At 44.3% G+C, this 22,870-nt stretch carries 21 protein-coding genes and 1 pseudogene; 12 read left to right on the top strand and 10 right to left on the bottom strand.

Features of this window, described 5'->3' with window-relative positions:
* The 7 genes and pseudogenes from AB4512_RS13790 to uspE all read left to right on the top strand — a co-directional run.
* Positions 1-197 (top strand): annotated as a pseudogene (locus AB4512_RS13790) (cytochrome C oxidase Cbb3); the annotation flags it as partial.
* 108 nt (positions 198-305) lie between these two features.
* The gene (locus AB4512_RS13785; protein ID WP_017059641.1) at positions 306-785 is read left to right on the top strand and encodes a FixH family protein; all 480 of its coding nucleotides are present in this window, start codon (positions 306-308) and stop codon (positions 783-785) included.
* A gap of 5 nt (positions 786-790) precedes the next feature.
* Positions 791-3,163: a heavy metal translocating P-type ATPase metal-binding domain-containing protein gene (locus tag AB4512_RS13780; RefSeq protein ID WP_065585060.1), complete on the top strand. Its 2,373-nt coding sequence runs from the start codon at positions 791-793 to the stop codon at positions 3,161-3,163.
* Positions 3,163-3,399 (top strand): cbb3-type cytochrome oxidase assembly protein CcoS, encoded by a 237-nt coding sequence (ccoS, locus tag AB4512_RS13775; protein ID WP_017059639.1) that lies wholly within the window; start codon positions 3,163-3,165, stop codon positions 3,397-3,399. Before AB4512_RS13780 ends, ccoS begins: the two co-directional genes overlap by 1 nt.
* A complete protein-coding gene (locus tag AB4512_RS13770) occupies positions 3,389-4,063 on the top strand; it encodes a sulfite exporter TauE/SafE family protein (protein ID WP_017059638.1) in 675 nt (224 codons plus the stop codon). Before ccoS ends, AB4512_RS13770 begins: the two co-directional genes overlap by 11 nt.
* A gap of 86 nt (positions 4,064-4,149) precedes the next feature.
* Complete coding sequence (locus AB4512_RS13765) at positions 4,150-4,896, top strand: FNR family transcription factor (protein WP_017059637.1); 747 nt, start codon at positions 4,150-4,152, stop codon at positions 4,894-4,896.
* A gap of 132 nt (positions 4,897-5,028) precedes the next feature.
* Entirely contained in the window at positions 5,029-5,979 is a 951-nt protein-coding gene (gene uspE / locus AB4512_RS13760) for a universal stress protein UspE (protein ID WP_017070547.1), read from the top strand.
* A gap of 103 nt (positions 5,980-6,082) precedes the next feature.
* Here the strand turns inward: uspE and ttcA are convergent, their stop codons facing one another.
* From ttcA to AB4512_RS13740, 4 genes are all read right to left on the bottom strand, one after another.
* Positions 6,083-6,976, bottom strand: a complete 894-nt coding sequence (ttcA, locus tag AB4512_RS13755) for a tRNA 2-thiocytidine(32) synthetase TtcA (RefSeq protein ID WP_017059635.1) — start codon at positions 6,974-6,976, stop codon at positions 6,083-6,085.
* Between the two features lie 319 nt (positions 6,977-7,295).
* Positions 7,296-7,946 (bottom strand): DUF2987 domain-containing protein, encoded by a 651-nt coding sequence (locus AB4512_RS13750; RefSeq protein ID WP_017063862.1) that lies wholly within the window; start codon positions 7,944-7,946, stop codon positions 7,296-7,298.
* A 122-nt stretch (positions 7,947-8,068) separates the two neighbouring features.
* Complete coding sequence (locus AB4512_RS13745; protein ID WP_137001777.1) at positions 8,069-8,920, bottom strand: glucosaminidase domain-containing protein; 852 nt, start codon at positions 8,918-8,920, stop codon at positions 8,069-8,071.
* Positions 8,913-9,728 carry a hypothetical protein gene (locus AB4512_RS13740; protein WP_372175053.1) on the bottom strand — a complete coding sequence of 272 codons (816 nt, stop codon included), beginning with the start codon at positions 9,726-9,728 and terminating at the stop codon, positions 8,913-8,915. The genes AB4512_RS13745 and AB4512_RS13740 overlap by 8 nt, the downstream gene beginning before the upstream one ends.
* Positions 9,729-10,057: 329 nt before the next feature.
* Between AB4512_RS13740 and potA the strand changes: the two genes are divergently transcribed.
* The 5 genes from potA (at position 10,058) to AB4512_RS13715 (ending at position 15,216) form a co-directional block, all read left to right on the top strand.
* Positions 10,058-11,173, top strand: coding sequence for a spermidine/putrescine ABC transporter ATP-binding protein PotA (potA, locus tag AB4512_RS13735; RefSeq protein WP_017070545.1), 1,116 nt, complete (start codon positions 10,058-10,060; stop codon positions 11,171-11,173).
* The gene (potB, locus tag AB4512_RS13730; protein WP_017059630.1) at positions 11,157-12,014 is read left to right on the top strand and encodes a spermidine/putrescine ABC transporter permease PotB; all 858 of its coding nucleotides are present in this window, start codon (positions 11,157-11,159) and stop codon (positions 12,012-12,014) included. The genes potA and potB overlap by 17 nt, the downstream gene beginning before the upstream one ends.
* On the top strand, positions 12,014-12,784 hold the full coding sequence (gene potC / locus AB4512_RS13725) for a spermidine/putrescine ABC transporter permease PotC (RefSeq protein ID WP_017059629.1): 771 nt from the start codon (positions 12,014-12,016) through the stop codon (positions 12,782-12,784). Before potB ends, potC begins: the two co-directional genes overlap by 1 nt.
* Positions 12,785-12,933: 149 nt before the next feature.
* On the top strand, positions 12,934-13,968 hold the full coding sequence (locus AB4512_RS13720) for an extracellular solute-binding protein (protein WP_372175052.1): 1,035 nt from the start codon (positions 12,934-12,936) through the stop codon (positions 13,966-13,968).
* Between the two features lie 210 nt (positions 13,969-14,178).
* Positions 14,179-15,216, top strand: a complete 1,038-nt coding sequence (locus AB4512_RS13715; protein ID WP_017059627.1) for an extracellular solute-binding protein — start codon at positions 14,179-14,181, stop codon at positions 15,214-15,216.
* A 94-nt stretch (positions 15,217-15,310) separates the two neighbouring features.
* Here the strand turns inward: AB4512_RS13715 and cobB are convergent, their stop codons facing one another.
* The 6 genes from cobB to AB4512_RS13685 all read right to left on the bottom strand — a co-directional run bounded on the left by cobB (position 15,311) and on the right by AB4512_RS13685 (position 22,861).
* The gene (gene cobB, locus AB4512_RS13710) at positions 15,311-16,045 is read right to left on the bottom strand and encodes a Sir2 family NAD+-dependent deacetylase (RefSeq protein ID WP_372175051.1); all 735 of its coding nucleotides are present in this window, start codon (positions 16,043-16,045) and stop codon (positions 15,311-15,313) included.
* A gap of 256 nt (positions 16,046-16,301) precedes the next feature.
* Complete coding sequence (locus AB4512_RS13705) at positions 16,302-17,522, bottom strand: ammonium transporter (protein WP_372175050.1); 1,221 nt, start codon at positions 17,520-17,522, stop codon at positions 16,302-16,304.
* A gap of 376 nt (positions 17,523-17,898) precedes the next feature.
* Positions 17,899-18,315 carry a hypothetical protein gene (locus AB4512_RS13700; RefSeq protein ID WP_050649910.1) on the bottom strand — a complete coding sequence of 139 codons (417 nt, stop codon included), beginning with the start codon at positions 18,313-18,315 and terminating at the stop codon, positions 17,899-17,901.
* Complete coding sequence (locus tag AB4512_RS13695) at positions 18,299-19,372, bottom strand: formate dehydrogenase subunit gamma (protein ID WP_048615941.1); 1,074 nt, start codon at positions 19,370-19,372, stop codon at positions 18,299-18,301. Before AB4512_RS13695 ends, AB4512_RS13700 begins: the two co-directional genes overlap by 17 nt.
* A gap of 13 nt (positions 19,373-19,385) precedes the next feature.
* Complete coding sequence (gene fdh3B, locus AB4512_RS13690) at positions 19,386-19,994, bottom strand: formate dehydrogenase FDH3 subunit beta (protein WP_004742271.1); 609 nt, start codon at positions 19,992-19,994, stop codon at positions 19,386-19,388.
* Between the two features lie 11 nt (positions 19,995-20,005).
* Positions 20,006-22,861, bottom strand: coding sequence for a formate dehydrogenase subunit alpha (locus tag AB4512_RS13685; RefSeq protein ID WP_017066649.1), 2,856 nt, complete (start codon positions 22,859-22,861; stop codon positions 20,006-20,008).
* Positions 22,862-22,870: the final 9 nt, after the last annotated feature.

The following is a 22,870-nucleotide window of genomic DNA, read 5'->3' as shown; positions in this document are numbered from 1 at the left end:
AGGGTAACCCTGCTGTTGGCGCCCCTGACCTGACTGACCGCGACTGGCTATTCGGCGATTCTCGCGCTGATGTGACGGAAACAGTCATGTACGGACGTTCTGGTGTAATGCCGGCTTGGAAGGACATCCTCGGTGAGGATAAGGTTCAGCTCGTCTCTGCCTACGTCTGGAGCCTCAGCAACTCAGATAAAGAGTAACATAATAATAACAGCCCCTTCTTAAGGGGCTGTCTTTCTTTTACAGTTATAACCTTAAGTGTTTGTAAAAATTAGTTTTATTTCATTGTATATATTGAGAATAATAATATGGAACAACCTTGGTATAAGCAGTTTTGGCCGTGGTTTTTGATCTTCCTAACCGTTGGCGTTTCTATGCTGACATTGGTTCGAGTCGCGATACTTACCAACCATTCAGTTAACGTTGTCACTGAAGATTACTATAAAAAAGGTAAAGGTATTAATGTCGACATTTCGAAAGTAAATGTTGCTAAAGAGCTTGGCCTGTCAGCTTCAGTTAGCGAGAAAGGTAACTCAGTTATCATTACCCTAGACAAAGGCAAGCTAGACCACTTCCCTGCTATTAGCGCAATGTTCGTGCACCGAACGCTGCCTGACCGTGATTTTACTCAGCTACTGACCGCTGATGCGAGAGGCAACTACACGTTGACTCTGGACCATGAAATGCAAGGTCCATGGTTTATTGAGCTTTCTCCGCATGATTCTGAATGGTTAGTGCAAGGTCGCATGAACTTCCCTATTGATACTCCTACTCAACTAACGAACTAAAGCTTATGTGTGAATCCTGTTATCACTGCGGTGAAGATGTACCAGCGGAAACGGATTTTAAAGTAGAAATCTTAGGATCGGTGCGACCTATGTGTTGTCCGGGTTGCGAAACCGTAGCCCAGACAATCGTTGATAGCGGTTTGGTCTCTTACTACCAATATCGTACCGCTCCAGCTGAAAAAGCGGATCTCGTGCCAGAGCAACTTCTGGCACTCAGTCATTACGACAACGAAGATGTTCAATTGGAGTTCGTCCGTAACTCTGAAAACACCTCTGAAGTGACATTGTCACTAGAAGGTGTCTCTTGTGCTGCTTGTGCATGGCTTATTGAGAAGCAAGTCTCTTCAAAGTTAGGGGTTGTTAGTATTCGTGTTAATACCACGACTAACCGCGCCCTGCTCAGTTGGGACAACACTCAGACGAAACTGAGCGAGCTGTTGTCTTCAATCCATACCCTAGGCTACAAAGCCGCACCTTTTGAGGCTGATCAACAAGAAGCCGCCTATCATCGTTCGATGAAGAATTATCTCTATCGTCTTGGTATTGCTGGTTTAGCAACCATGCAGGTCATGATGCTGGCTGTGGCGCTTTATCTTGAAGTCTTTGGTAACCTTGAACCCGAATTCAAAAGCTACTTCCGTTGGGTGAGCTTAATCTTCGCAACGCCGGTTCTGCTCTACTCTGCATTGCCTTTCTATATCAATGCGTGGCGTAGTCTCAAAGGTCGAACATTGGGTATGGATGTACCTGTATCGATCGCTCTGTTGTTTGCTTACGTTGCAAGTTTGGTCGCAACGGTGACTGAAAAAGGTGAAGTCTTCTTCGAATCTATCTCGATGTTTACCTTCTTCCTACTGCTTGGTCGTTTCCTTGAAATGCGCGCTCGTCGTAAAGCAGCCGCCGCTAGTGGTAACCTGCTTAAGCTTGTTCCTGCTATGGCAACAACGTTAGATGGCGAACAAGTTCCGGTAAAAACCTTAAAAGTTGGCGACCAAATTCGCGTGCTACCGGGTGAACACATTCCTGCCGATGGCAAAGTATTGTCTGGCAGAATTCATATCGATGAATCGATGCTGACTGGCGAATCTATCCATGTGGTCAAAAACGAAGGCGATACCGTCTTCGCTGGCACATTGAATGGTGATGAATCATTTGAATTGGAAGTAATGACGTCAAAAGCGGATTCGGTTATTTCCAATATCGTTCGCCTGCAAGATGAAGCACAACTGTCTAAACCTCGTATTGCAGAAATTGCCGATGTCGTGGCTCGATACTTTGTTGCGGTGATCTTAATCATCTCATTTGGTACTTGGTTCTACTGGCACCAAACACGACCAGAAGACGCTTTCTGGATCATGTTGTCTGTACTCGTTGCGACTTGTCCCTGTGCTCTGTCACTTGCAACACCGACGGCGATTACTTGCTCAACGTCTCGCATGGGTAACTTCGGTATTTTGCTGCGCAAAGGCCACGTATTCGAAACCTTGTGCAAAGTAAATCACTTGATCATCGATAAAACAGGCACATTGACTGAGGGTGATATTCGTATCAGCCAAGTTGAAACCTTCGCTGAACTTGATAAAGACACTTGTCTCAAAGTAGCGGCGAGCCTGGAACAACACGCTAACCACCCTATCGCTAAAGCGTTTAAGACTCATATTTCAGATGATATCGAAGTAGAGTCTGTCAATAACGTAATTGGTTCAGGCATCACTGGTGAGTGGAACGGCCAAGAAGTTGCGATTGGTAGTAGCGAATTCATTTTAGGTGAAGCTCAACCATCGGAAAGTAACGGTATTTACTTGTCGATGGCGGGTCGTCATATCGCGACGTTCACTTATGAAGATCCCATTCGTAAAGAAAGCATCGAGTTTATTAAGCAATTTAAAGAAGCGGGCATCAAAACAACTCTGCTGACTGGCGACTCTTTGATTAACGCGAAGCCTGTTGCTGAAGAGATCGGTATTACTGATATTGTTGCTAACGCGAAACCTGAAGATAAACTTGCTTACCTGAATTCTCGAGATGCAAGTGACATCACAATGATGGTTGGCGATGGTATTAACGATGCCCCTATTCTTGCGGGTGCTCACCTTTCAGTTGCTATGGGCGGCGGTACCGATGTGGCGAAAGCCTCTGCAGATATGGTGTTACTGGGTGATAAGCTCGATAGATTACTTAAGTCGCGTACTTTGGCGTTAAAAACACGTAAGATAATTCGTGAAAACCTAGCTTGGTCATTAGGATATAACTTACTTATCCTTCCATTGGCTGTCGCGGGTTTGGTTGCTCCATACATTGCCGTTGTGGGCATGTCTGCCAGCTCTATTATTGTTGTGTCTAACTCGTTAAGGCTTTTAAAAGAGCAAGGTAAATAATGGAAAGTTTATACATCCTGATCCCCATTGCGATTGTACTGGTGTGCATCGCTGTTGGTATTTTTCTATGGGCGGTGAAGAGCGAACAGTTTGAAGACCTAGAACGTCAAGGTCACAATATACTGTTTGATGAAGACGAAAAGGCTCACAACCATTCTGATAGTAAACCTGTCAAGAATGAGAAAGCTAACAGCGAAAGCCAAACTAACGTAGACAAAAAGAACGATGACGCCTGATTGGATCGGAGCCTTTGTTGTTGGATTGATCGGCGCAGGCCATTGCATGGGAATGTGTGGTGGTATTGCGTCGCTTCTTTCGATTGGCAACAGTAAACCTTCCCCTGTTATTCCCCTACTTTATAACCTAGGGCGCTTGCTAAGTTATGCCGTGATTGGCGGTGTGATTGGCGGTGCAATCTCTTCGATAGGTCAGCTAAGCGATTTTAACGCTCTGCTAGGTTGGCTGCGATTATTTGCAGCTGGCTTTATGATCGTCTTAGGTTTGTATATCGGTAAATGGTGGTTCGGCTTGTTGTTCTTTGAAAAAGTCGGGCAGAAACTATGGCGCTATATCTCTCCTTTAGGTAAATCATTTCTACCCTTGAAGCACCCTAGCCATGCTTTGCCGTTTGGCTTTATTTGGGGTTGGCTACCATGTGGCTTAGTTTACTCAATGCTTACGTGGGCGGCCGTATCAGGAAGTTGGTACAACGGTGCAGGTATTATGCTTGCTTTCGGTTTAGGTACGCTTCCAGCAATGCTCACAGTAGGCATGGGCGCTAATTTCCTCAAAAAACTGCAACAAGCTGACTTATTTCGCCAATTAGGCGCAATTTTAATCCTCCTTTACGGTTTCTATACCGGATATATGGCATTGCAGCTCATTATTTATACCGTATAGGTAATCTTTAAATCCGGTTTTTTTACTACCCAACTGGATAAAGGAATGCTAAAATATTGACGTATATCAAATAGTGAAAGATTGTTATGATTTCTGAAAAGCCTGTGACGAAACGTGTTCAGTCTGGTGGCTGTGCGATCCATTGCCAGGATTGTAGTATTAGCCAGCTCTGTATTCCGTTTACTTTGAATGAATCTGAACTCGATCAACTTGATCAGATCATTGAGAGAAAAAAGCCTATTCAAAAAGGCCAAGAGTTATTTAAAGCCGGTGACGAGCTTAAATCTCTATATGCTATTCGCTCTGGAACGATCAAGAGCTACACGATTACTGAGCAAGGTGATGAGCAGATTACTGCGTTCCACCTAGCGGGCGATCTTGTTGGCTTCGATGCGATTACTGGTGACCAACACCCTAGTTTCGCACAAGCGCTAGAAACTTCTATGGTATGTGAAATCCCATATGAGATTCTTGATGACCTATCAGGAAAAATGCCTAAATTGCGTCAGCAAATTATGCGCCTGATGAGTAATGAGATTAAAGGTGACCAAGAAATGATTCTGCTTCTTTCTAAGAAGAACGCGGAAGAGCGCCTTGCTGCATTCCTTTACAACCTTTCTACTCGCTTCTCTCAACGTGGCTTCAGCCCGCGTGAGTTCCGCCTAACGATGACTCGTGGCGATATTGGTAACTACCTTGGTTTGACTGTTGAAACAATTAGCCGTCTTCTAGGCCGTTTCCAAAAAGCAGACATCTTGAGCGTTAAAGGCAAATATATCACTATCGAAGATCACGATGCGTTGATGGAACTTGCTGGCGTTTCAAAAGAATAGTCTAGATATCAATGATGTAGTTCAATAATGAGCTACATCATGTTTCTCTCTTAAAACCTCTTATATTTCTCTTAATCTCTCCATAACTACGCTACATTATTTATATGTTCGGTCTGAAAAGTAGGCTTAGTTATGAGTATCTATAACAAAATTTTAGTTGTCGCAGACATTAATCACGATGAGCAACCTGCTCTAGTTCGTGCTATCCAACTTGCTAAGAAAAGCACCTCAACAAGCCACATCACTTTCTTTTTGTCGATATACGACTTCTCGTATGAAATGACATCTATGCTCTCTATCGATGAAAGAGACGCAATGCGCAAAGGCGTAATTCATCAACGCGAAATTTGGATGAATAAAGTCGCAGAACCTTACCTAGATGATTCTATTGAATTTAATGTACAAGTGGTTTGGCATAACCGCCCATACGAAGCGATCATTGCCGAGGTTTACAGTGGTGAGCACGACATCTTAATCAAAGGTACGCGTAAACACGATACTTTGGAATCTGTCATCTTCACTCCAACCGATTGGCATCTGTTGAGAAAGTGCCCTAGCCCAGTGCTATTGGTTAAAAACGATTTCTGGCCAGATCACGCGAAGATTTTTGCTTCAGTTCATGTAGGTTCTGAAACAGAAGCTCATTTAGAGCTTAACGATACGATGGTCGACAGATTGCTAGAGATCACCGGTCGTTTGGATGCGGAACCGTTCTTGGTGAATGCCTACCCTGTGACACCTGCGAATATTACCATTGAACTGCCAGAGTTTGATCCAACGTCTTATACCGATGCGGTTCGTGGCCATCACTTAACGGCAATGAAAGCATTGCGCCAGAAGCACGGTATGTGTGAAGAACAAACTGTGGTTGAACAAGGCTTGCCAGAAGATGTTATTCCTCGCGTCGCTTCTGAAAATAACGCTGCGATGGTGATTCTGGGTACAACGGGTCGTACTGGCTTGTCTGCCGTGTTTATTGGTAATACCGCGGAACATGTTATCGATAAGATTAACTGTGATGTGTTGGCTCTTAAACCGTCTGGTTACGTCAGCCCACTAGACCCTAACCTTTCGAAAGGTTAGGTCAGGGATAGTTTAACTTATAAAAAAACGCCTCAAGCATTGCTTGAGGCGTTTTTGTTTGTCTGTTGTAGGCGCATCTATTGCTCTACAACGATTATTCTTATTATACGTTCGTTACGTCGATGAACATTGACTCATCGATGTTAGAAGATGAAATTTCAGCTTCTTCGAATTCGTACGCTTTGCGGTCTTCACTACGGTCTAGCGGAAGGTTCACGAAGTCAAACAGCTCGCGGTCAGCCAGTTGGCTTGGACTTACGTTCTGGATTGACTTGAAGATCTTCTCAACACGACCTGGCGTTTTCTTATCCCAATCAATTAGCATCGCTTTAATGTTCTGACGCTGTAGATTCTCTTGAGAGCCACATAGGTTACAAGGAATGATTGGGAACTCTTTATGTTCTGCGTATTTGATTAGGTCCGTTTCACGACAGTAAGTCAGTGGACGAATAACAACGTTACGACCATCATCTGAACGAAGCTTTGGTGGCATAGCCTTTAAGCGCGCACCGTGGAACATGTTTAGGAACATGGTCTCAACGATGTCGTCTAGGTGGTGACCCAGAGCGATCTTAGTTGCACCAATCTTCTCTGCGAATGAGTACAAAGTACCACGACGAAGACGAGAACATAGGCCACACGTTGTTTTACCTTCTGGCACTTTCTCTTTAACCACTGAATACGTGTCTTTATCTACGATGTAGTAAGGAATGTTCAGCGTTTCAAAGTACTCAGGAAGAATGTGTTCAGGGAACCCAGGTTGTTTTTGATCTAGGTTTACTGCCACAACATCAAATTTGATCGGTGCTGCTTCACGTAAACGTAGCAAAATATCTAACATCGCAAATGAATCTTTACCGCCACTAATACATGCCATTACTACGTCATTCTCTTCGATCATGTTGTAGTCGATGATGGCATTTCCAACATTTCTTCTCAGACGTTTCTGAAGTTTGTTGAATTCAAGTGTTTCTTTTCTATTATCGTTTTGGTTCATTGCGACTCTCACACCGTCGTATTACCGACTGTAGATTGCTAGTGGGACTGTTTTAGGGCGTGGATTATACGGATTTTTATTTGATGTTGAAATAGTAACGGCCGGATAAACAAGCTGAGTAATAGAAAGATTCTGCTTTTATTGTTCGATAAGCGCCTAAACGGCAGAGAAACGCGGCTTCACAAGCTCTCGGTTGGTATCATAGATAAAGAAAAGCAGCCTGATCTTATTCGATGAGGCTGCTTTAAGATATGTCGCAAAAACTTAGGGGGATGATTTCGCTAAGCTTTTACTTCACTAACAATGATTCTGTTAAAAATTATTGCGCGGGAATGTACGGCAGTACGCGAACTGTTGGTTCTGGCAACGTGATGCTGTCACTTCCATTCAGTTCTTCTAAGGTGAATTTCGCACGTCCTTCTTTGATTGGTAGTTGCTTGCCATTTGAAAGCTCGATGTTGCCTTCCAGCTTATTAGCGAACTCTAGCGTTAACCCTTGGATATCTGGCGTGAACCAACCAGAGAACATACCGCTGACGTCTTCAAGCATCGCCTGCATCTGTGGCAATAGGTTTTCTATCTGTGCAACTTCTACTGTGCCAGCTAAAGGCTCTTGAGTCATCACCACAAAAGAATACGCACATTCCTGTTCTTGAGTTTGTACAAAGATAAGAGGGTTTGCTGAGCGTAGGTTTTGATCTACCGGTAGAAGCAGTTCATTGGCCGGAGAGACTTTTAGCTCTTCGTAGTGCTCTTCTTTTTCCATCCAAGCTTTGCTGATGTGACAGGTTTGCTGAGCTTGTTGATCAACAAAGAAGACCGCAACTTTGACATCATCATGCCCTTCTTTGGTGTTGTTTTTCAGCTGAGTATAAAGCTTAGAATACGTGAACATGTATTCTTGCGCTGAAGCAGGAAGAGAAACCCCAAGGCTTAATGAGGCTAATAAAGCGAGTGCTGTCTTTTTCATTATTATAATCTTGTCGAAGTTGAGCGTTTATAAATAGAAAGAGCAGCCAATGAGCTGCTCTTTTTGTAATATTACTGGTATAAGCCGACTATCGAAGGCAACCAAGTTGGTATCAAAATGAGTTACTTTTTCCAGTATACCTCGTTGTGACGGATCATAGCTTGTAAATCAGTCACATAGTCGGAACCTCGCTCAGAATATTTTAACAAGCCATTGGTGAGCTCTGTCGCCGTTGCGGTTGTTAAAAGATCATCACCTTGGGCAGCAAGTTTTGCACGAATCGCTCTTAGATCGGCGTAAGCACGATTACGATTAAGGTTCATGAAGTAACGATGTACGGATTCTTGGCTTGAAGAGAATGTGGCGACTTCATGCGAGCTACCTTCGTTACGTTGTAGCGGAACAAGGCCACAACCTTTGGTATAACACCAATGTCCAAAATAGTTATTTGCTTTAGTGGCGAAACGAGATGTACCCCAAGCTGATTCATTGGCCGCCTGAGTTAACACAAGCGCTTCAGGTAGCACGTTTACACGATTCAACATTTCTTTCAGCCAAGCGTCATCTAAGCCCGATGAAGGTACAGGCAGGCTATACAGCTTCCCTAGTCTCTTTGCGTATGACGCGTCTTCAGAGTCAACATTGTTCAACCCCGTCTCTGAAAGCTTGGTTAGAAACGCACGTTCTTTGGTGATTCGCTTGTTTTCGATGTTGATACTTGGGCGAAGATAAGAAAAGAAGGTGTCTTTCTTTTTATTTACATCTTCAATCGCTGCGAAATCTGGCTTATCAGAAGAGACGGTCAAGTCACCAAAGTTTTGCTCTGAGTCTGAAGCCTTTTGCCCCGCTCGCCTGCGCTCTTCTTCTTGTTGGTAAAGCATTGGGCCAACTAACGAGATCGAGCCAACTAAGGCTAATGCTGTCACTTTTAGCGCAAGTGATTTACTTGCGCTTAATTTAGAGTTGTTATGCATCGAATACCTGTGGGTCTTTATTGTTGCTACCGTTGTGGTCGTCGTCGCTCTTTGGTCTGTCTGACGCGATCAGTTTGAGTTTAATGCCAAACATCTCGCGGTAAAGAATCCCTTTCACGTGGAAGAATAAAGGTAAAACGAAGATAAGGCCAATGCCGTACATCATTGCCGCGACGATGAACATCAGCATTACTAATAGGTAGATAGAAGCAACGGTGAAGATTTTTTTGTTGACAGCACGCAGAGAAAGCAGCAGCGATTGCATTGGCGGCACTTTCTTATCACAAATCAGCAGAATCGAATGGCTGAACGCCAGTGAGAAGTAGATAGACAAGAACGGCAGAATCATACCTGCGATGCCTTGAAGCATTAGGCTAAACAAAGTCACTAGAATAACCGGAACCGTAAACTGCAAACCTTTACCGATGTGGCGTACTTTGGTTTGTAGGCCAGCGGCGTGACTCATTGCCATTAAACAGATACCCGCATAGATAGGCGCACTGATCACTTCATAGCTAAAGTTCGCGATAAAAATCGATTCAACGATTTGTGGCGTAAACGACTCTGGGTCGATAACTGCATCTAAGATAACCGCAGGATCACCAAGCTGTAGTTTTAGTGCGATATAAAAGATAGCGAGCTGCACAAACATCAAAGCAATAATCGCTGGGGAAAACGAAAGAAAGTGACTTATCGTATGTTTCCAAGCTTCTTGGAATACAGCCGTTGCTTTGAGCTCATAATCGCCAGAAAGTGCACGGTTGATACTACCGCCCAAATTAAAATCTTTTTCGATGTCGTTGTTCATATTGATACCTAGGTGTGCCGATTAAGCGAAGCCACCTAACTTATTGATAAAAAATTACCTTCATTATACTCATATGTCGGATACAAACTAAAATATGAATCTGTAACAAGGCTTGCTTTTGCGTCTTGATGGTTAATAATTAGACACTTGTTGGGGTGTAATCCCAGTAAATAACAGTATGGTAAAGGATGTTTACTTTTACCTGCGAAATTTTTTATCTTCGAAAGGTAAAAAATGCTTTGAATTCACGTTTTTGGTGATTATGATGCGCGCCTTAAAGGTGTATAGCAACAGGTCTCAAATAGAACCAAGGTGGAGAAAAACAGACGTTGAACGCTAAAAAATCAGTAGGAAAGCCAGTAGTACAGCTAACTGGCATCAGTAAAAGTTTCGATGGTAAGGAAGTCATCGGCAATCTGGATTTAAACGTAAATCATGGTGAGTTTCTCACGATTTTAGGCCCATCAGGTTGTGGTAAAACAACCGTGCTAAGAATGATTGCGGGTTTTGAAACGGCAGATAGTGGTCAAATACTATTAGCTGAACAAAACGTAACCCAAGTTCCTGCTGAACAAAGGCATGTAAACACTGTATTCCAAAGCTATGCCCTATTCCCACATATGACCGTTTTCGACAATGTGGCATTTGGCTTACGCATGCAGAAAGTTCCAAACAGCGAGGTTGAACCTCGTGTAATGGATGCTTTGAAAATGGTGCGCCTAGAACAAATGGCACAACGAAAGCCACACCAGCTATCTGGTGGTCAACAGCAACGTATTGCAATCGCTCGTGCTGTCGTTAATAAGCCTAAAGTTCTTTTGTTGGATGAATCTCTATCTGCTCTGGATTACAAACTGCGTAAACAGATGCAAATCGAGCTGAAACAATTACAACGCCAACTTGGTATCACGTTCATTTTTGTAACGCATGACCAAGAAGAAGCGCTGTCTATGTCTGACCGTATTATTGTTATGCGTGATGGCGTGATTGAACAAGACGGAACACCAAGAGAGATCTACGAAGAGCCTAAGAACCTATTTGTAGCGCGTTTCATTGGTGAAATTAACGTATTCGAAGCGACAGCGAAATCTCGTCAAGATGAAAAACGCATTGTTGCGACAATCGAAGGTGAAGAGTCCATTATCTATCACGATAAAGACGTCACACCGGGTCAAAAACTGCAAGTATTGCTTCGCCCTGAAGATCTTCGTATCGAAGAAATTAAAGAGTCTGAGCAACGCGGTATTGTTGGCCATATTGTCGAGCGAACCTATAAAGGCATGACATTAGATTCAGTCGTAGAACTTGAATCTGGTATGCGTGTCATGGTTAGCGAATTCTTCAACGAAGATGACCCTGATGTTGATCACTCACTGGGCCAAAAAGTTGCAGTAACTTGGGTTGAGAGCTGGGAAGTGGTATTAGAAGATGAGCAAGAAGTTTAATTTACAAAACGCAATTGTTGCTTTAATCACAGGTTGGTTAGTGTTGTTCGTGATGATTCCAAACATCATGATCATTGGTACTAGCTTCTTAACTCGTGATGAAGCGAACTTGATCGAGATGACCTTCACTCTCGATAACTACGTGCGTTTGGCTGACCCGCTGTATTTTAAAGTGTTGATGCACTCTTTCTATATGGCAATTGTCGCAACCCTACTTTGTTTGATTATTGGTTACCCATTCGCTTACATCGTGGCAAAAATGCCGGCGAAGTGGCGTCCAATCATGTTGTTCCTAGTGATAGTACCATTCTGGACGAACTCTTTGATTCGTACATACGGATTAAAAATTGTACTGGGTACGCAAGGTGTCTTGAACAAAAGCTTGTTAGCGTTAGATATCATTGATAAACCGCTACGTATCATGTACTCAGAAACCGCAGTAATGATCGGTTTAGTGTACATCCTACTTCCGTTTATGATTCTGCCGCTGTATTCAGCGATTGAAAAACTGGACGATACGTATTTAGAAGCGGCTAAAGATTTAGGTGCGAACAAACTGCAAACGCTATTGAAAGTGGTACTACCACTAACAATGCCGGGCATTATTGGCGGCTGTTTGTTAGTGCTACTGCCAGCGTTAGGTATGTTCTACATCTCTGACCTATTAGGCGGAGCTAAGAACCTATTGATTGGTAACGTGATTAAGAGCCAAGTGCTCAACGCTCGAGACTGGCCGTTTGGCGCAGCGACGAGTATCGCACTGACCATGGCAATGGCTGTGATGCTGTATGCCTACTACCGAGCAGGTAAGCTATTGAACAAGAAAGTGGAGCTAGACTAATGGGGCGCACAGTTAAGTTCAGCTTTATGGCGCTGGTATACGCCTTTCTATACCTACCTATTATCGTATTGATCGCTAACTCGTTTAATGCCAATAAGTTTGGTATGAAATGGGGTGGCTTCACCACTAAATGGTATGACGCGCTTATTAACAACGACAGCCTAATGCAGGCTGCGTGGCACTCGATCAACGTAGCGGTGTTCTCAGCAACAGCCGCAACGATTGTCGGGAGCCTTACAGCAGTAGCCCTATTCCGTTACCAATTTAAAGGTAAAGGCATCGTAAATGGCATGCTGTTCATCGTAATGATGTCTCCAGATATCGTAATGGCGATTTCGCTTCTTGCGCTATTCTTGGTAATGGGTGTTCAACTTGGGTTCTTTACCCTACTTGCTGCTCACATTACTTTCTGTCTACCGTTTGTTGTAGTAACGGTATACAGTCGCTTGAATGGCTTTGATGTGAAGATGCTAGAAGCCGCAAAAGACTTAGGTGCAAGTGAATGGACGATTCTAAAGCAGATCATTCTACCTCTTGCTAAGCCAGCGGTTGCTGCGGGTTGGTTATTGAGCTTCACTCTGTCTTTGGACGATGTGATCATCAGCTCTTTCGTAACCGGCCCAACGTATGAAATCTTACCACTGAAGATTTACTCAATGGTTAAAGTGGGTATCTCTCCTGAGGTAAACGCCCTAGCAACAGTGATGTTAGTGGTGTCGTTAATACTGGTGATCATTTCTCAGTCATTAGCGAGAGAAAAAATCAAGTAAGTCTCCTACTCTATATAGAGACTGGCTTGATTAAGAAGTTAAGAGACTTCAAGTTCAAAAAAAGTGTTAATCATAAACAGAATGGTAAATTGCCATTCTGTTTTTCTATCTACTGCCTTCGGGCAACGTTTAGTTTGGAGCTAACGTCAATGAAAAAATGGGCTACTCTATTAGCTGGTAGTGCATGTGCGCTTTCAATGTTATCTGCACCATCATTTGCAAAAGATAACAAAGAATTGGTATTCATGAATTGGGGACCTTACATCAACAGTGAGATTCTAGAACAGTTCACTGATGAAACTGGTATCAAGGTGATCTACTCGACTTACGAGTCGAACGAAACCCTGTACGCAAAGCTAAAAACACACAACAAAGGCTATGACCTAGTTGTGCCGTCGACTTACTTCGTATCTAAGATGCGTGACGAAGGTATGCTACAAAAGATCGACAAAACTAAGCTGAACAACTTCAAGAATCTAGATACTAACTATCTAGATAAGCCGTACGACCCAAGCAACGACTACTCTATTCCACACGTAGTTGCGATCACAGGTCTTGCTGTTAACACTGACATGTACGATCCAGAAGATTTCCAAAGCTGGGCTGATCTATGGAAGCCAGAGCTTGAAGGTCAACTGATGATGATGGACGACACTCGTGAAGTGTTCCACATCGCACTGCGTAAGTTAGGTTACTCTGGTAACACAACCAACGAAAAAGAGATCGACGAAGCGTACGCTGAGCTACAAAAGCTTATGCCAAACGTTCTAGTATTTAACTCAGACAACCCAGGCGCGCCTTACATGTCTGGTGAAGTGGGTCTTGGTATGCTGTGGAACGGTTCTGCTGCTGCAGCGCAAAACGAAGGTCTACCAATCAAACTGGTTTTCCCTAAAGAAGGCGGTATCGGTTGGGTTGATAACTTTGCAATCAGCTCTGGCGCAACAAACGTAGAATCGGCTCACAAGATGATCGACTTCCTACTTCGCCCTGAAATCGCTGAGCAAATTTCTCGTGACACAGGCTACCTAACTGCAGTTAAAGCGTCTAATGAGAAGTTTAAAGACAGCCCAGCGCTGTTCCCATCGCAAGAAGATCTTGACCGTGTTGAATGGCAAGCCGCGGTTGGTGATAAGACAGTGAAGTACGAAGATTACTTCATGAAACTTAAAGCAGGCCAGTAACTTAGCTTATTATCTAACCGCGAGTAAGTAGCAGGTTTACTTAACAAGACGATGTAGATAATCAACAAGTTAAAAATAAGAATATCAATGAATAGGCAGCTTAGGCTGCCTATTTTATTTTTTCACTGCTATAATATAGCGCGATTTTTCGAAATCCTTTACCTTGGGTTCACTACCCAGCTCCAAATCAAACAAATGAACGGAACAGTAATGAAAAAAACACTGTATACCGGCGCATTGTGTGCTGCTACTTTACTTTCTACACCCTCTTTCGCAGCTGACCAAGAACTGTATTTTTACAACTGGTCTGAATATATTCCAAATGAAGTACTAGAAGACTTCACAGAAGAGACGGGCATTAAAGTCTACTACTCAACTTATGAGTCTAACGAAAGCATGTACGCTAAGTTAAAAACTCAAGGTACGGGTTACGACTTAGTGGTTCCTTCTACTTACTTCGTTTCTAAGATGCGTAAAGAAGGCATGCTTCAAGAGCTTGATAAAACCAAGCTAAGCCACTTTGCAGATTTGGATCCAAATTACTTAGATAAGCCATTTGACCCAAATAACAACTACTCAATCCCATACATCTGGGGTGCGACGGGTATTGGTATCAACTCAGACATGCTAGACAAGTCTTCAGTTAAAAACTGGGGCGATCTGTGGGATACGCAGTGGGAAGGTCAACTGATGATGATGGATGACTCTCGTGAGGTTTTCCATATCGCTCTATCTAAACTGGGCTACTCTCCAAACACGACTAACCCTGAAGAAATCAAAGAAGCCTACGAAGAACTTCGTAAGCTAATGCCAAACGTATTGGTATTTAACTCAGATTTCCCAGCGAACCCTTACCTAGCAGGTGAAGTGTCTCTTGGTATGCTTTGGAATGGTTCTGCTTACATGGCACGCCAAGAAGGCGCAACGATTGACATTATCTGGCCAGAAAAAGGCGCTATCTTCTGGATGGACAGCCTAGCAATTCCAGCAGGCGCTAAGAACACTGAAGCGGCTCATAAGATGATCGACTTCCTTCTTCGCCCAGAGAACGCTGCGAAAATTGCTCTAGAGATCGGTTACCCGACACCAGTTAAAACCGCTTACCCTCTTCTTCCTAAAGAATTTGCTGAAGACAAGAACGTTTTCCCACCACAATCAGTGATGGATAACGGTGTGTGGCAAGATGAAGTTGGTGAAGCGAGCGTTATTTATGACGAGTACTTCCAAAAACTTAAAGTAAACAACTAAGTTATTGTTAGTTAAGAAGTTAATTAAATAAAGCGGCGTAAGCCGCTTTATTTTTTCAGATTCAGAAACTGATGTGTGTTATTAAAGACAAGGCTTAGGCCGTTAAAGAACCTTTCTCTGTACATAATAACTCGCCAACCAGTTTAGGCACCTCGATACTCGCCTTGCCGTAGCGCTTCTCTTCAAATTCACTTTCAACCGCACTTGGTTCGAGGTTTATCTCGATAGTATGTGCACCATGCATTTTCGCATCGTGAACAAAGCCTGCCGCTGGATAAACAACACCTGAAGTTCCGATAGAGATAAACAGATCCGCTTCTTCCAGTGCGGAATAAATGTCGCCCATTCTTAGTGGCATTTCGCCAAACCAAACAATATGTGGACGCATTTGTGCAGGGATTTGGCAGCAATGACAAAGTTCACCCGTTTCAATATCGCCTTTGTGCTCTACAACTTGATTGGATTCACTGCAACGCGCTTTTAAAAGTTCACCATGCATGTGAATAATGTTGTTGCTACCGCCTCTCTCGTGCAAATTGTCGATGTTTTGAGTAATGATGGTAACTTTGCCATCAAGCTTGTCTTCTAGCTCTCCTAGCGCCTTGTGGGCTGAATTGGGCTGAATGCTCTTACTTTGCAGGCCGTGACGACGCTTGTTATAGAAGGCTTGTACCAAGTCAGGATCTTTTGCGAACCCTTCAGGCGTCGCTACATCTTCGATTTTGTGGTTTTCCCATAGCCCGTCTTGTGCTCGGAATGTTTGTATCCCCGACTCTGCAGAGATGCCAGCGCCAGTAAGAATTACGATATTTCGATATGGGAAATGCATATAACGTCCTTTTAGATATGTCACTTTGTAACAGCTTAGCACTGTTCAAATTCCAACAATAGTTTTGGGGATTAGACCATAGTCTTAGGCAACTGAATTCATTGGCTATTTGTGACATAACTCGCTTGATAGTTGTGGTTGTTGTTACTCAAATTCTCTGTTTTGCTATCCATAGAAACAAAAAAGCGACCGAAGCCGCTTAGTTCTGTTCAACAGTTGTCTACTTGATGTGCTTTACCCCACCAAGTGAACAACGTTAGTCTTCGTTGATAGAAGAGATCTTATGGATAGAAAGATCCGCACCGTTGAATTCATCTTCTTCACTTAAGCGTAGGCCTGTTAGTTTGCTCAACACACCGTATACGATTAACGCGCCGACGAAAGCAACAGCAACACCTGCGACTGTACCAATCAACTGAGAAACAAAGCTCACGCCGCCTAGACCCCAGAAAGCTTGTTGGCCGAAGATACCAGCAGCAACGCCACCCCAGGCACCACATACGCCGTGTAGAGGCCATACACCCAGTACATCATCGATCTGTGTTTTGTTTTGCATATAAGTAAATAGGTAAACAAACAGCGCACCTGCCACACCGCCCGTCACCAAAGCGCCAAGTGGGTGCATCAAATCTGAGCCCGCACAGATAGCGACGAGACCAGCCAAAGGACCATTGTGGATGAAGCCCGGGTCATTTTTACCTGCAATTAGAGCCGCAAGAATACCGCCAACCATGGCCATGAGTGAGTTCATCGCCACTAGGCCGCTGATGCCGTTGATTGCTTGAGCTGACATCACGTTAAAGCCAAACCAACCGACACATAAGATCCAAGAGCCTAGTGCTAAGAATGGGATATTCGATGGCGCGAAGTTGGTGTGTTTGCCTGCACGGATTCGACCTTTACGCATCCCTAAGAAGTAAACCGCAACCAAAGCAATCCAACCACCTACGCCGTGAACCACTACAGAGCCTGCGAAGTCATGGAACCCATAACCAAACTGGCCTTCTAGCCAATCTTGGAATCCAAAGTTGCCGTTCCAAATGATGCCTTCAAAAAATGGATAGATGAAACCAACCGTAAACAGTGTCGCAATCAAAATTGGGTAGAAACGTGCACGCTCTGCGATACCACCTGAAACGATCGCTGGGATTGCCGCAGCGAATGTCATTAGGAAGAAGAACTTAACCAGTTCATATCCGTTGCCTTGCGAAAGTGTTTCTGCGTCTGCAAAAAAGTGTGCACCGTAAGCAACCCAGTAACCGATAAAGAAGTAAGCAATGGCGGAGACACCAAAATCCGACAGGATCTTAACGAGCGCGTTTACTTGGTTCTTCTTTCGAACGGTACCGACTTCTAGAAAAGCAAAGCCAGCGTGCATCAAGAAAACCATGATGGCACCGAGTAATAGGAATAAAGTATCTGAACTTTGGGTAAGGGTTTGTACTGCACTATGAACTTGAGTCACCGTTTCACTCATTAAAGCATTCTCCTTCGCTTTATCTGATTTGCACTGATATCGTGCGATTCAATGTTGTAATTAATTAAAGACTCAACAGTGAACGCAAGATGCGTTCCAAGTGTGAAGGGTAATTTTCGTGCAACAGGTTTTACTTTTAAATTATTGATTAATAGCGCATAAATTTATTAGTGCACTTTCTTGGTTCTTAATAAGCGTAAAAATGGAAACAAGAATTGCACCAATTAAGGGAGTTGCACCATATTGAAGCGGTCAATACCATGCTTCATTCAGTTTTGTTGCTGATTAGAAACAAAAAGCCCAATGACCGAAATCATTGGGCTTTCAAAAGGACTATTGTGCTAGATAATTCGCTATCTAGTAAGTCTATGCTCGACTACAAGTTTGGACCTGTTGTCGGGTTTTGCGGTAGGTTTTGACTTAAACGCTGCATACCTTGATACATACGAATAAACCAAACCACAATCGCAACACCACCAAACAACATGCCTACATACGGGATGTAGTAAGCGATGTCATCGATAATGTGGTTTTGATACCAGTAATCGTTAACACCGATCAACACGCCATTAGAGGTTGCTACGGTCACGATAAGCACAACAAAGAACGTCAGGTTCAAGAAGAACGAGCGAATCAAGCCGTAGTAATGGGTATCCACTACTTCGCTGTCTTCACCTTTATCTAAACGATAGCCTGCGTAGATGATGGCAATTACACCAGAGAGAAGACAAGTAAATGGTGTAAAGCAGCTTAGGATGTAAGCAACCCAAATACCTTTATGAGGTTTGTTCATTCTTATTCACCCCTTCACTTTTCTCTGTTGCTGCGTTAGCGCTTTGTTCAACGCCGTTTTTCTCTTGTTCCATCACTTCTTTGTACCAAAGGTCATGGTGCTCTTTTGCCCAAGTTTCATCAACTTCGCCTGTTACCATGCCTTCTAGTGCACCTTCCATACCGAACAAGCCGATGTAGATGTGGAACACAAAACCACAGATAAGGATCAAAGCAGCCAACATGTGGACTAGGTTTGAAAGCTCCATATCTCGACGGGTTTGACCGAAGATTGGGAAGTCTAAAACCAAACCACTGATCGCAGCGACACTACCCATAACAATCAATAGCCAGAACAGTGCTTTTTCACCCGCGTTCGAAAACTCAGCAGATGGATGAGAACCTTTATGTTTCCCTACCATACCGCCCAGTTTCATGAACCACTGGATATCGACCATCTTGAAGATAGACTTGCGCCACCACTTGATAAGAACAGCCATCAACAGCACATAGAAAATTGGGCCGATGTAGTTATGGTATTGCTTAGCCAGTAGAACGATGAAGCCCCATAGATCCGTTGGGATATAAGGTTTCAAGAAGTGCTTACCGTAAACCAACATCAAACCACTGAACGCCAGTGTTAAGAAGGTAAACGCCATGCTCCAGTGCAAGGCACGATCTAGTCGCGACCAACGTTTTATCTTACGACCCGTTCTTGGCGCGCTTAGCATTAGCGGGCCAATCACAACGTACATCAAAGTCACAAAAGCAATACTGCCAAAGATAGCGACCGCACCGGCTGGTGACATCCACTTCTCTTTCAATATGTACCACGTTTGACCCGGAGTACTGATCAATACACCGTGCTCAGCAGATTGAGATGTGGTGTAACCTTCCTCTCCATTTCTTACTTGTCGCCAAAAATCGGCACCAGCAAGCTGTGTGATTTCTCGTTGAGCAGAGCTCGATTGAGTTTGTGATGAGTTCGTCTCAGATGCATGACTCATAGGAGAAAGCATTGTTAGTGCTGCCAACATCGGCAGCACAACAAGGAAGAGACGCTTAAACATTGTAAGCATACGTCTCTCCTACTTAGCTCTTAGTCGCATCGTAAGAAAGGTCGTTGCCGTCTGTCCAACCTGCACCTTTCGCACCACGTTCAACTACACGCTGACGGAAAACATCAGAAACTTTCTCTGCGTCACCCGCTAGCAGTGCTTTTGTTGAACAAAGCGAAGCACACATTGGCAGCTTGCCTTCAGCAATACGGTTCGCACCGTACTTCTGACGCTCTTCAACAGAACCTGGCTCTGTTTCAGGGCCGCCAGCACAGAATGTACATTTGTCCATCTTACCGCGCTCACCAAATGCTTCCTGTTTAGGGAATTGAGGTGCGCCAAACGGACAAGCAAACAAGCAGTAGCCACAACCGATACATAGATCTTTATTGTGAAGTACGATGCCGTCTTCTGTATGTTCAAAACAGTCTGCTGGGCAAACTGCCATACAAGGTGCATCAGTACAGTGCATACATGCTACTGAGATAGAGTTTTCACCCGGTTCACCATCGTTCAGTGTTACAACGCGGCGACGCTGAATACCCCATTCCAGAGCATCATCATTTTCATTCTTACATGCAGTGACACAACCGTTACATTCGATACAACGCTTGGTGTCACAAAGAAATTTCATTCTAGCCATTTTAAGACTCCTTACGCTTTACGAATATTACAAAGGGTTACTTTCGTTTCCTGCATCAACGTGACAGGGTCGTAACCGTATGTGGTTGCTGTGTTAGCAGCTTCACCAATAACGTAAGGATCAGTGCCTTCTGGATACTTAGAACGCAAATCTTCGCCTTGGAACTTACCACCGAAGTGGAATGGGATGAACGCCAGACCCGGTTTCACACGACGAGTTACCATCGCTTTCACCTTAATTCGGCCCTTCTCAGCACCTTCAACCCAAACGTCATCGCCATCTTTAAAGCCAATGTCGTTTGCATCTTTCGGGTTCACTTCAACAAACATCTCTTGTTGTAGTTCTGCTAGCCAAGGGTTCGAACGGGTTTCTTCACCACCACCTTCGTACTCAACCAGACGACCAGAAGTAAGAATAATCGGGTATTCACCAGACTTGTCTTGCTCTTGGATTGACTTGTACAACGTAGGAACACGGAAGATCGCTTCCTTGTCATCCCATGTTGGGTAGTCAGCAACTAGGTCACGACGTGGTGTGTAAAGTGGTTCACGGTGCAGTGGTACGCGGTCTGGGAATGTCCAAACAATCGCACGCGCTTTCGCGTTACCAAAAGGAATACAACCGTGCTTGATAGCCACGCGTTGAATGCCGCCAGAAACGTCAGTCTTCCAGTTTTTACCTTCAGCAGAGGCTTTCTCTTCTGCTGTTAGGTCATCCCACCACCCCAGTTGTTTCAGCAGTTTGTCACTAAATTCTGGGTAGCCATCTTTGATTTCGCTGCCTTTTGAGTAGCTGTCTTCAGCCAGTAGGCTTTGACCTTCAAACTCGACACCGAAACGAGTACGGAAGTTACCACCACCTTCAGCGACAGGTTTAGACGTATCGTAAAGGATATGCGTACCTGGGTGTTTCATCTCTGGGTTGCCCCAACATGGCCAAGGAAGACCGTAGGTCTCGCCATTCGCTGGGCCGCCTTCTGCAGCAAGCGTAGTTTTGTGGAATGTGTGCCAGTTTTGTTGGTGCTCTTTCAAACGCTCTGGGCTTTGACCTGTGTAACCGATCGTCCACATACCTTTGTTGAATTCACGTGTGATGTCTTCAATCAATGGTTGGTTGTTCTCAACACGGATGTTTTTGAACAGTTGATCAGAGAAACCAAGCTTCTTAGAAAGAAGGTACATGATTTCGTGGTCAGGCTTAGATTCGAACAGAGGATCAACCACCTTGTCACGCCACTGTAGAGAACGGTTTGATGCCGTTACACTGCCGTAGGTTTCAAATTGAGTGGTTGCTGGAAGCAAGTAAACGCCGTCAGTACGATCGTTCATTACTGCTGCAACTGTTGGGTATGGGTCAACGATAACCATCATATCCAGCTTCTGCATCGCTTTTTTCATCTCTGGACCACGAGTCTGAGAGTTCACCGCGTGACCCCAGTAGAACATGGCACGGATGTTTTCGCGTTGGCGAATCTTGTCTTTGTCTTCAAGTACGCCATCAACCCAACGAGATACAGGAATACCTGCACTGTTCATTGGTTTTTGACCGCCGTATGCGTTGTCGTCGAAACGGCCTTTCACCCAGTCAAAGTCGATATCCCAAACTTTTGACCAGTGACGCCAAGAACCTTCAGACAAGCCGTAGTAGCCTGGAAGTGTGTCTGACAGTACGCCAAGGTCAGTTGCGCCCTGTACGTTATCGTGACCACGGAAGATGTTTGCACCGCCGCCTGATTTACCGATGTTACCTAGCGCAAGCTCAAGTACACAGTAAGCGCGTGTGTTGTTGTTACCAGTCGTGTGCTGAGTACCACCCATACACCAAACGATACAACCCGGACGGTTTTCAGAAAGTAGTTTCGCGGTGTGGTATACGTCTTTTTCACTAACACCAGTTACGCGTTCAACTTCTGCTGGGTTCCACTTCGCGACTTCTTCACGGATCTCGTCCATGCCGAATACACGTTGTTTAATGAACTCTTTGTCTTCCCATTGGTTTGCAAAGACGTGCCATAACACACCCCAGATAAACGCAACGTCAGAACCTGGACGAAGAGAAACGTAGTGATCTGATTTCGCAGCAGTACGCGTACGACGAGGATCCGCAACAACGATCTTACAGTTGTTCTTCTCTTTCGCGATCAAGATGTGTTGCATCGCTACTGGGTGAGCTTCTGCTGGGTTTGAACCAATGAACAGCATCGATTTACAGTTGTGCATGTCATTGAACGAGTTTGTCATTGCACCGTAACCCCAAGTGTTCGCAACACCGGCTACTGTGGTTGAGTGACAAATACGTGCTTGGTGGTCAACGTTGTTGGTGCCCCAAAGCGAAGCCATCTTACGGAATGCATAAGCTTGCTCGTTACTGTGTTTCGCACTACCTAGGAAGTAAACTGAATCAGGGCCAGACTCTTTACGAAGTTCTAGCGCTTTGTTACCGATCTCTTCAATCGCTTGTTCCCAAGAAAGCTTCTTCCACTTACCTCCTTCCAATTTCATTGGGTACTTAAGACGACGTTCACCGTGGCCGTGCTCACGAAGTGCTGCACCTTTCGCACAGTGTCCACCAGCGTTGAATGGGTGATCGAATGCAGGCTCTTGACCTGTCCATACGCCATTTTGAACTTCAGCGTAGATACCACAACCCACAGAACAGTGAGAACAGATAGTACGTTTCACTTCTGTTTTCGCTTCTGGATCGACTGATTTAGCCTGTGCTTTCTTCATCATACCTGGTGCAAATAGACTTGCGCCTACCACTGCGCCACCAGCAGCTAATGAAGTGTTTTTCATGAAGGCACGTCGAGACACACCTAGCTGATTGGTTTCTTTGCTCACACTATCGGAGCGTTTGACAAGTTTCATCCGTTATCT

Origin of the sequence: Vibrio sp. 10N.222.52.B7, from assembly GCF_041474275.1 — a bacterium.
GTDB lineage: Bacteria > Pseudomonadota > Gammaproteobacteria > Enterobacterales > Vibrionaceae > Vibrio > Vibrio crassostreae_C.
The sequence above is the reverse complement of the archived record's forward strand: the minus strand, read 5'-3'. Positions and strand labels throughout refer to the sequence as shown.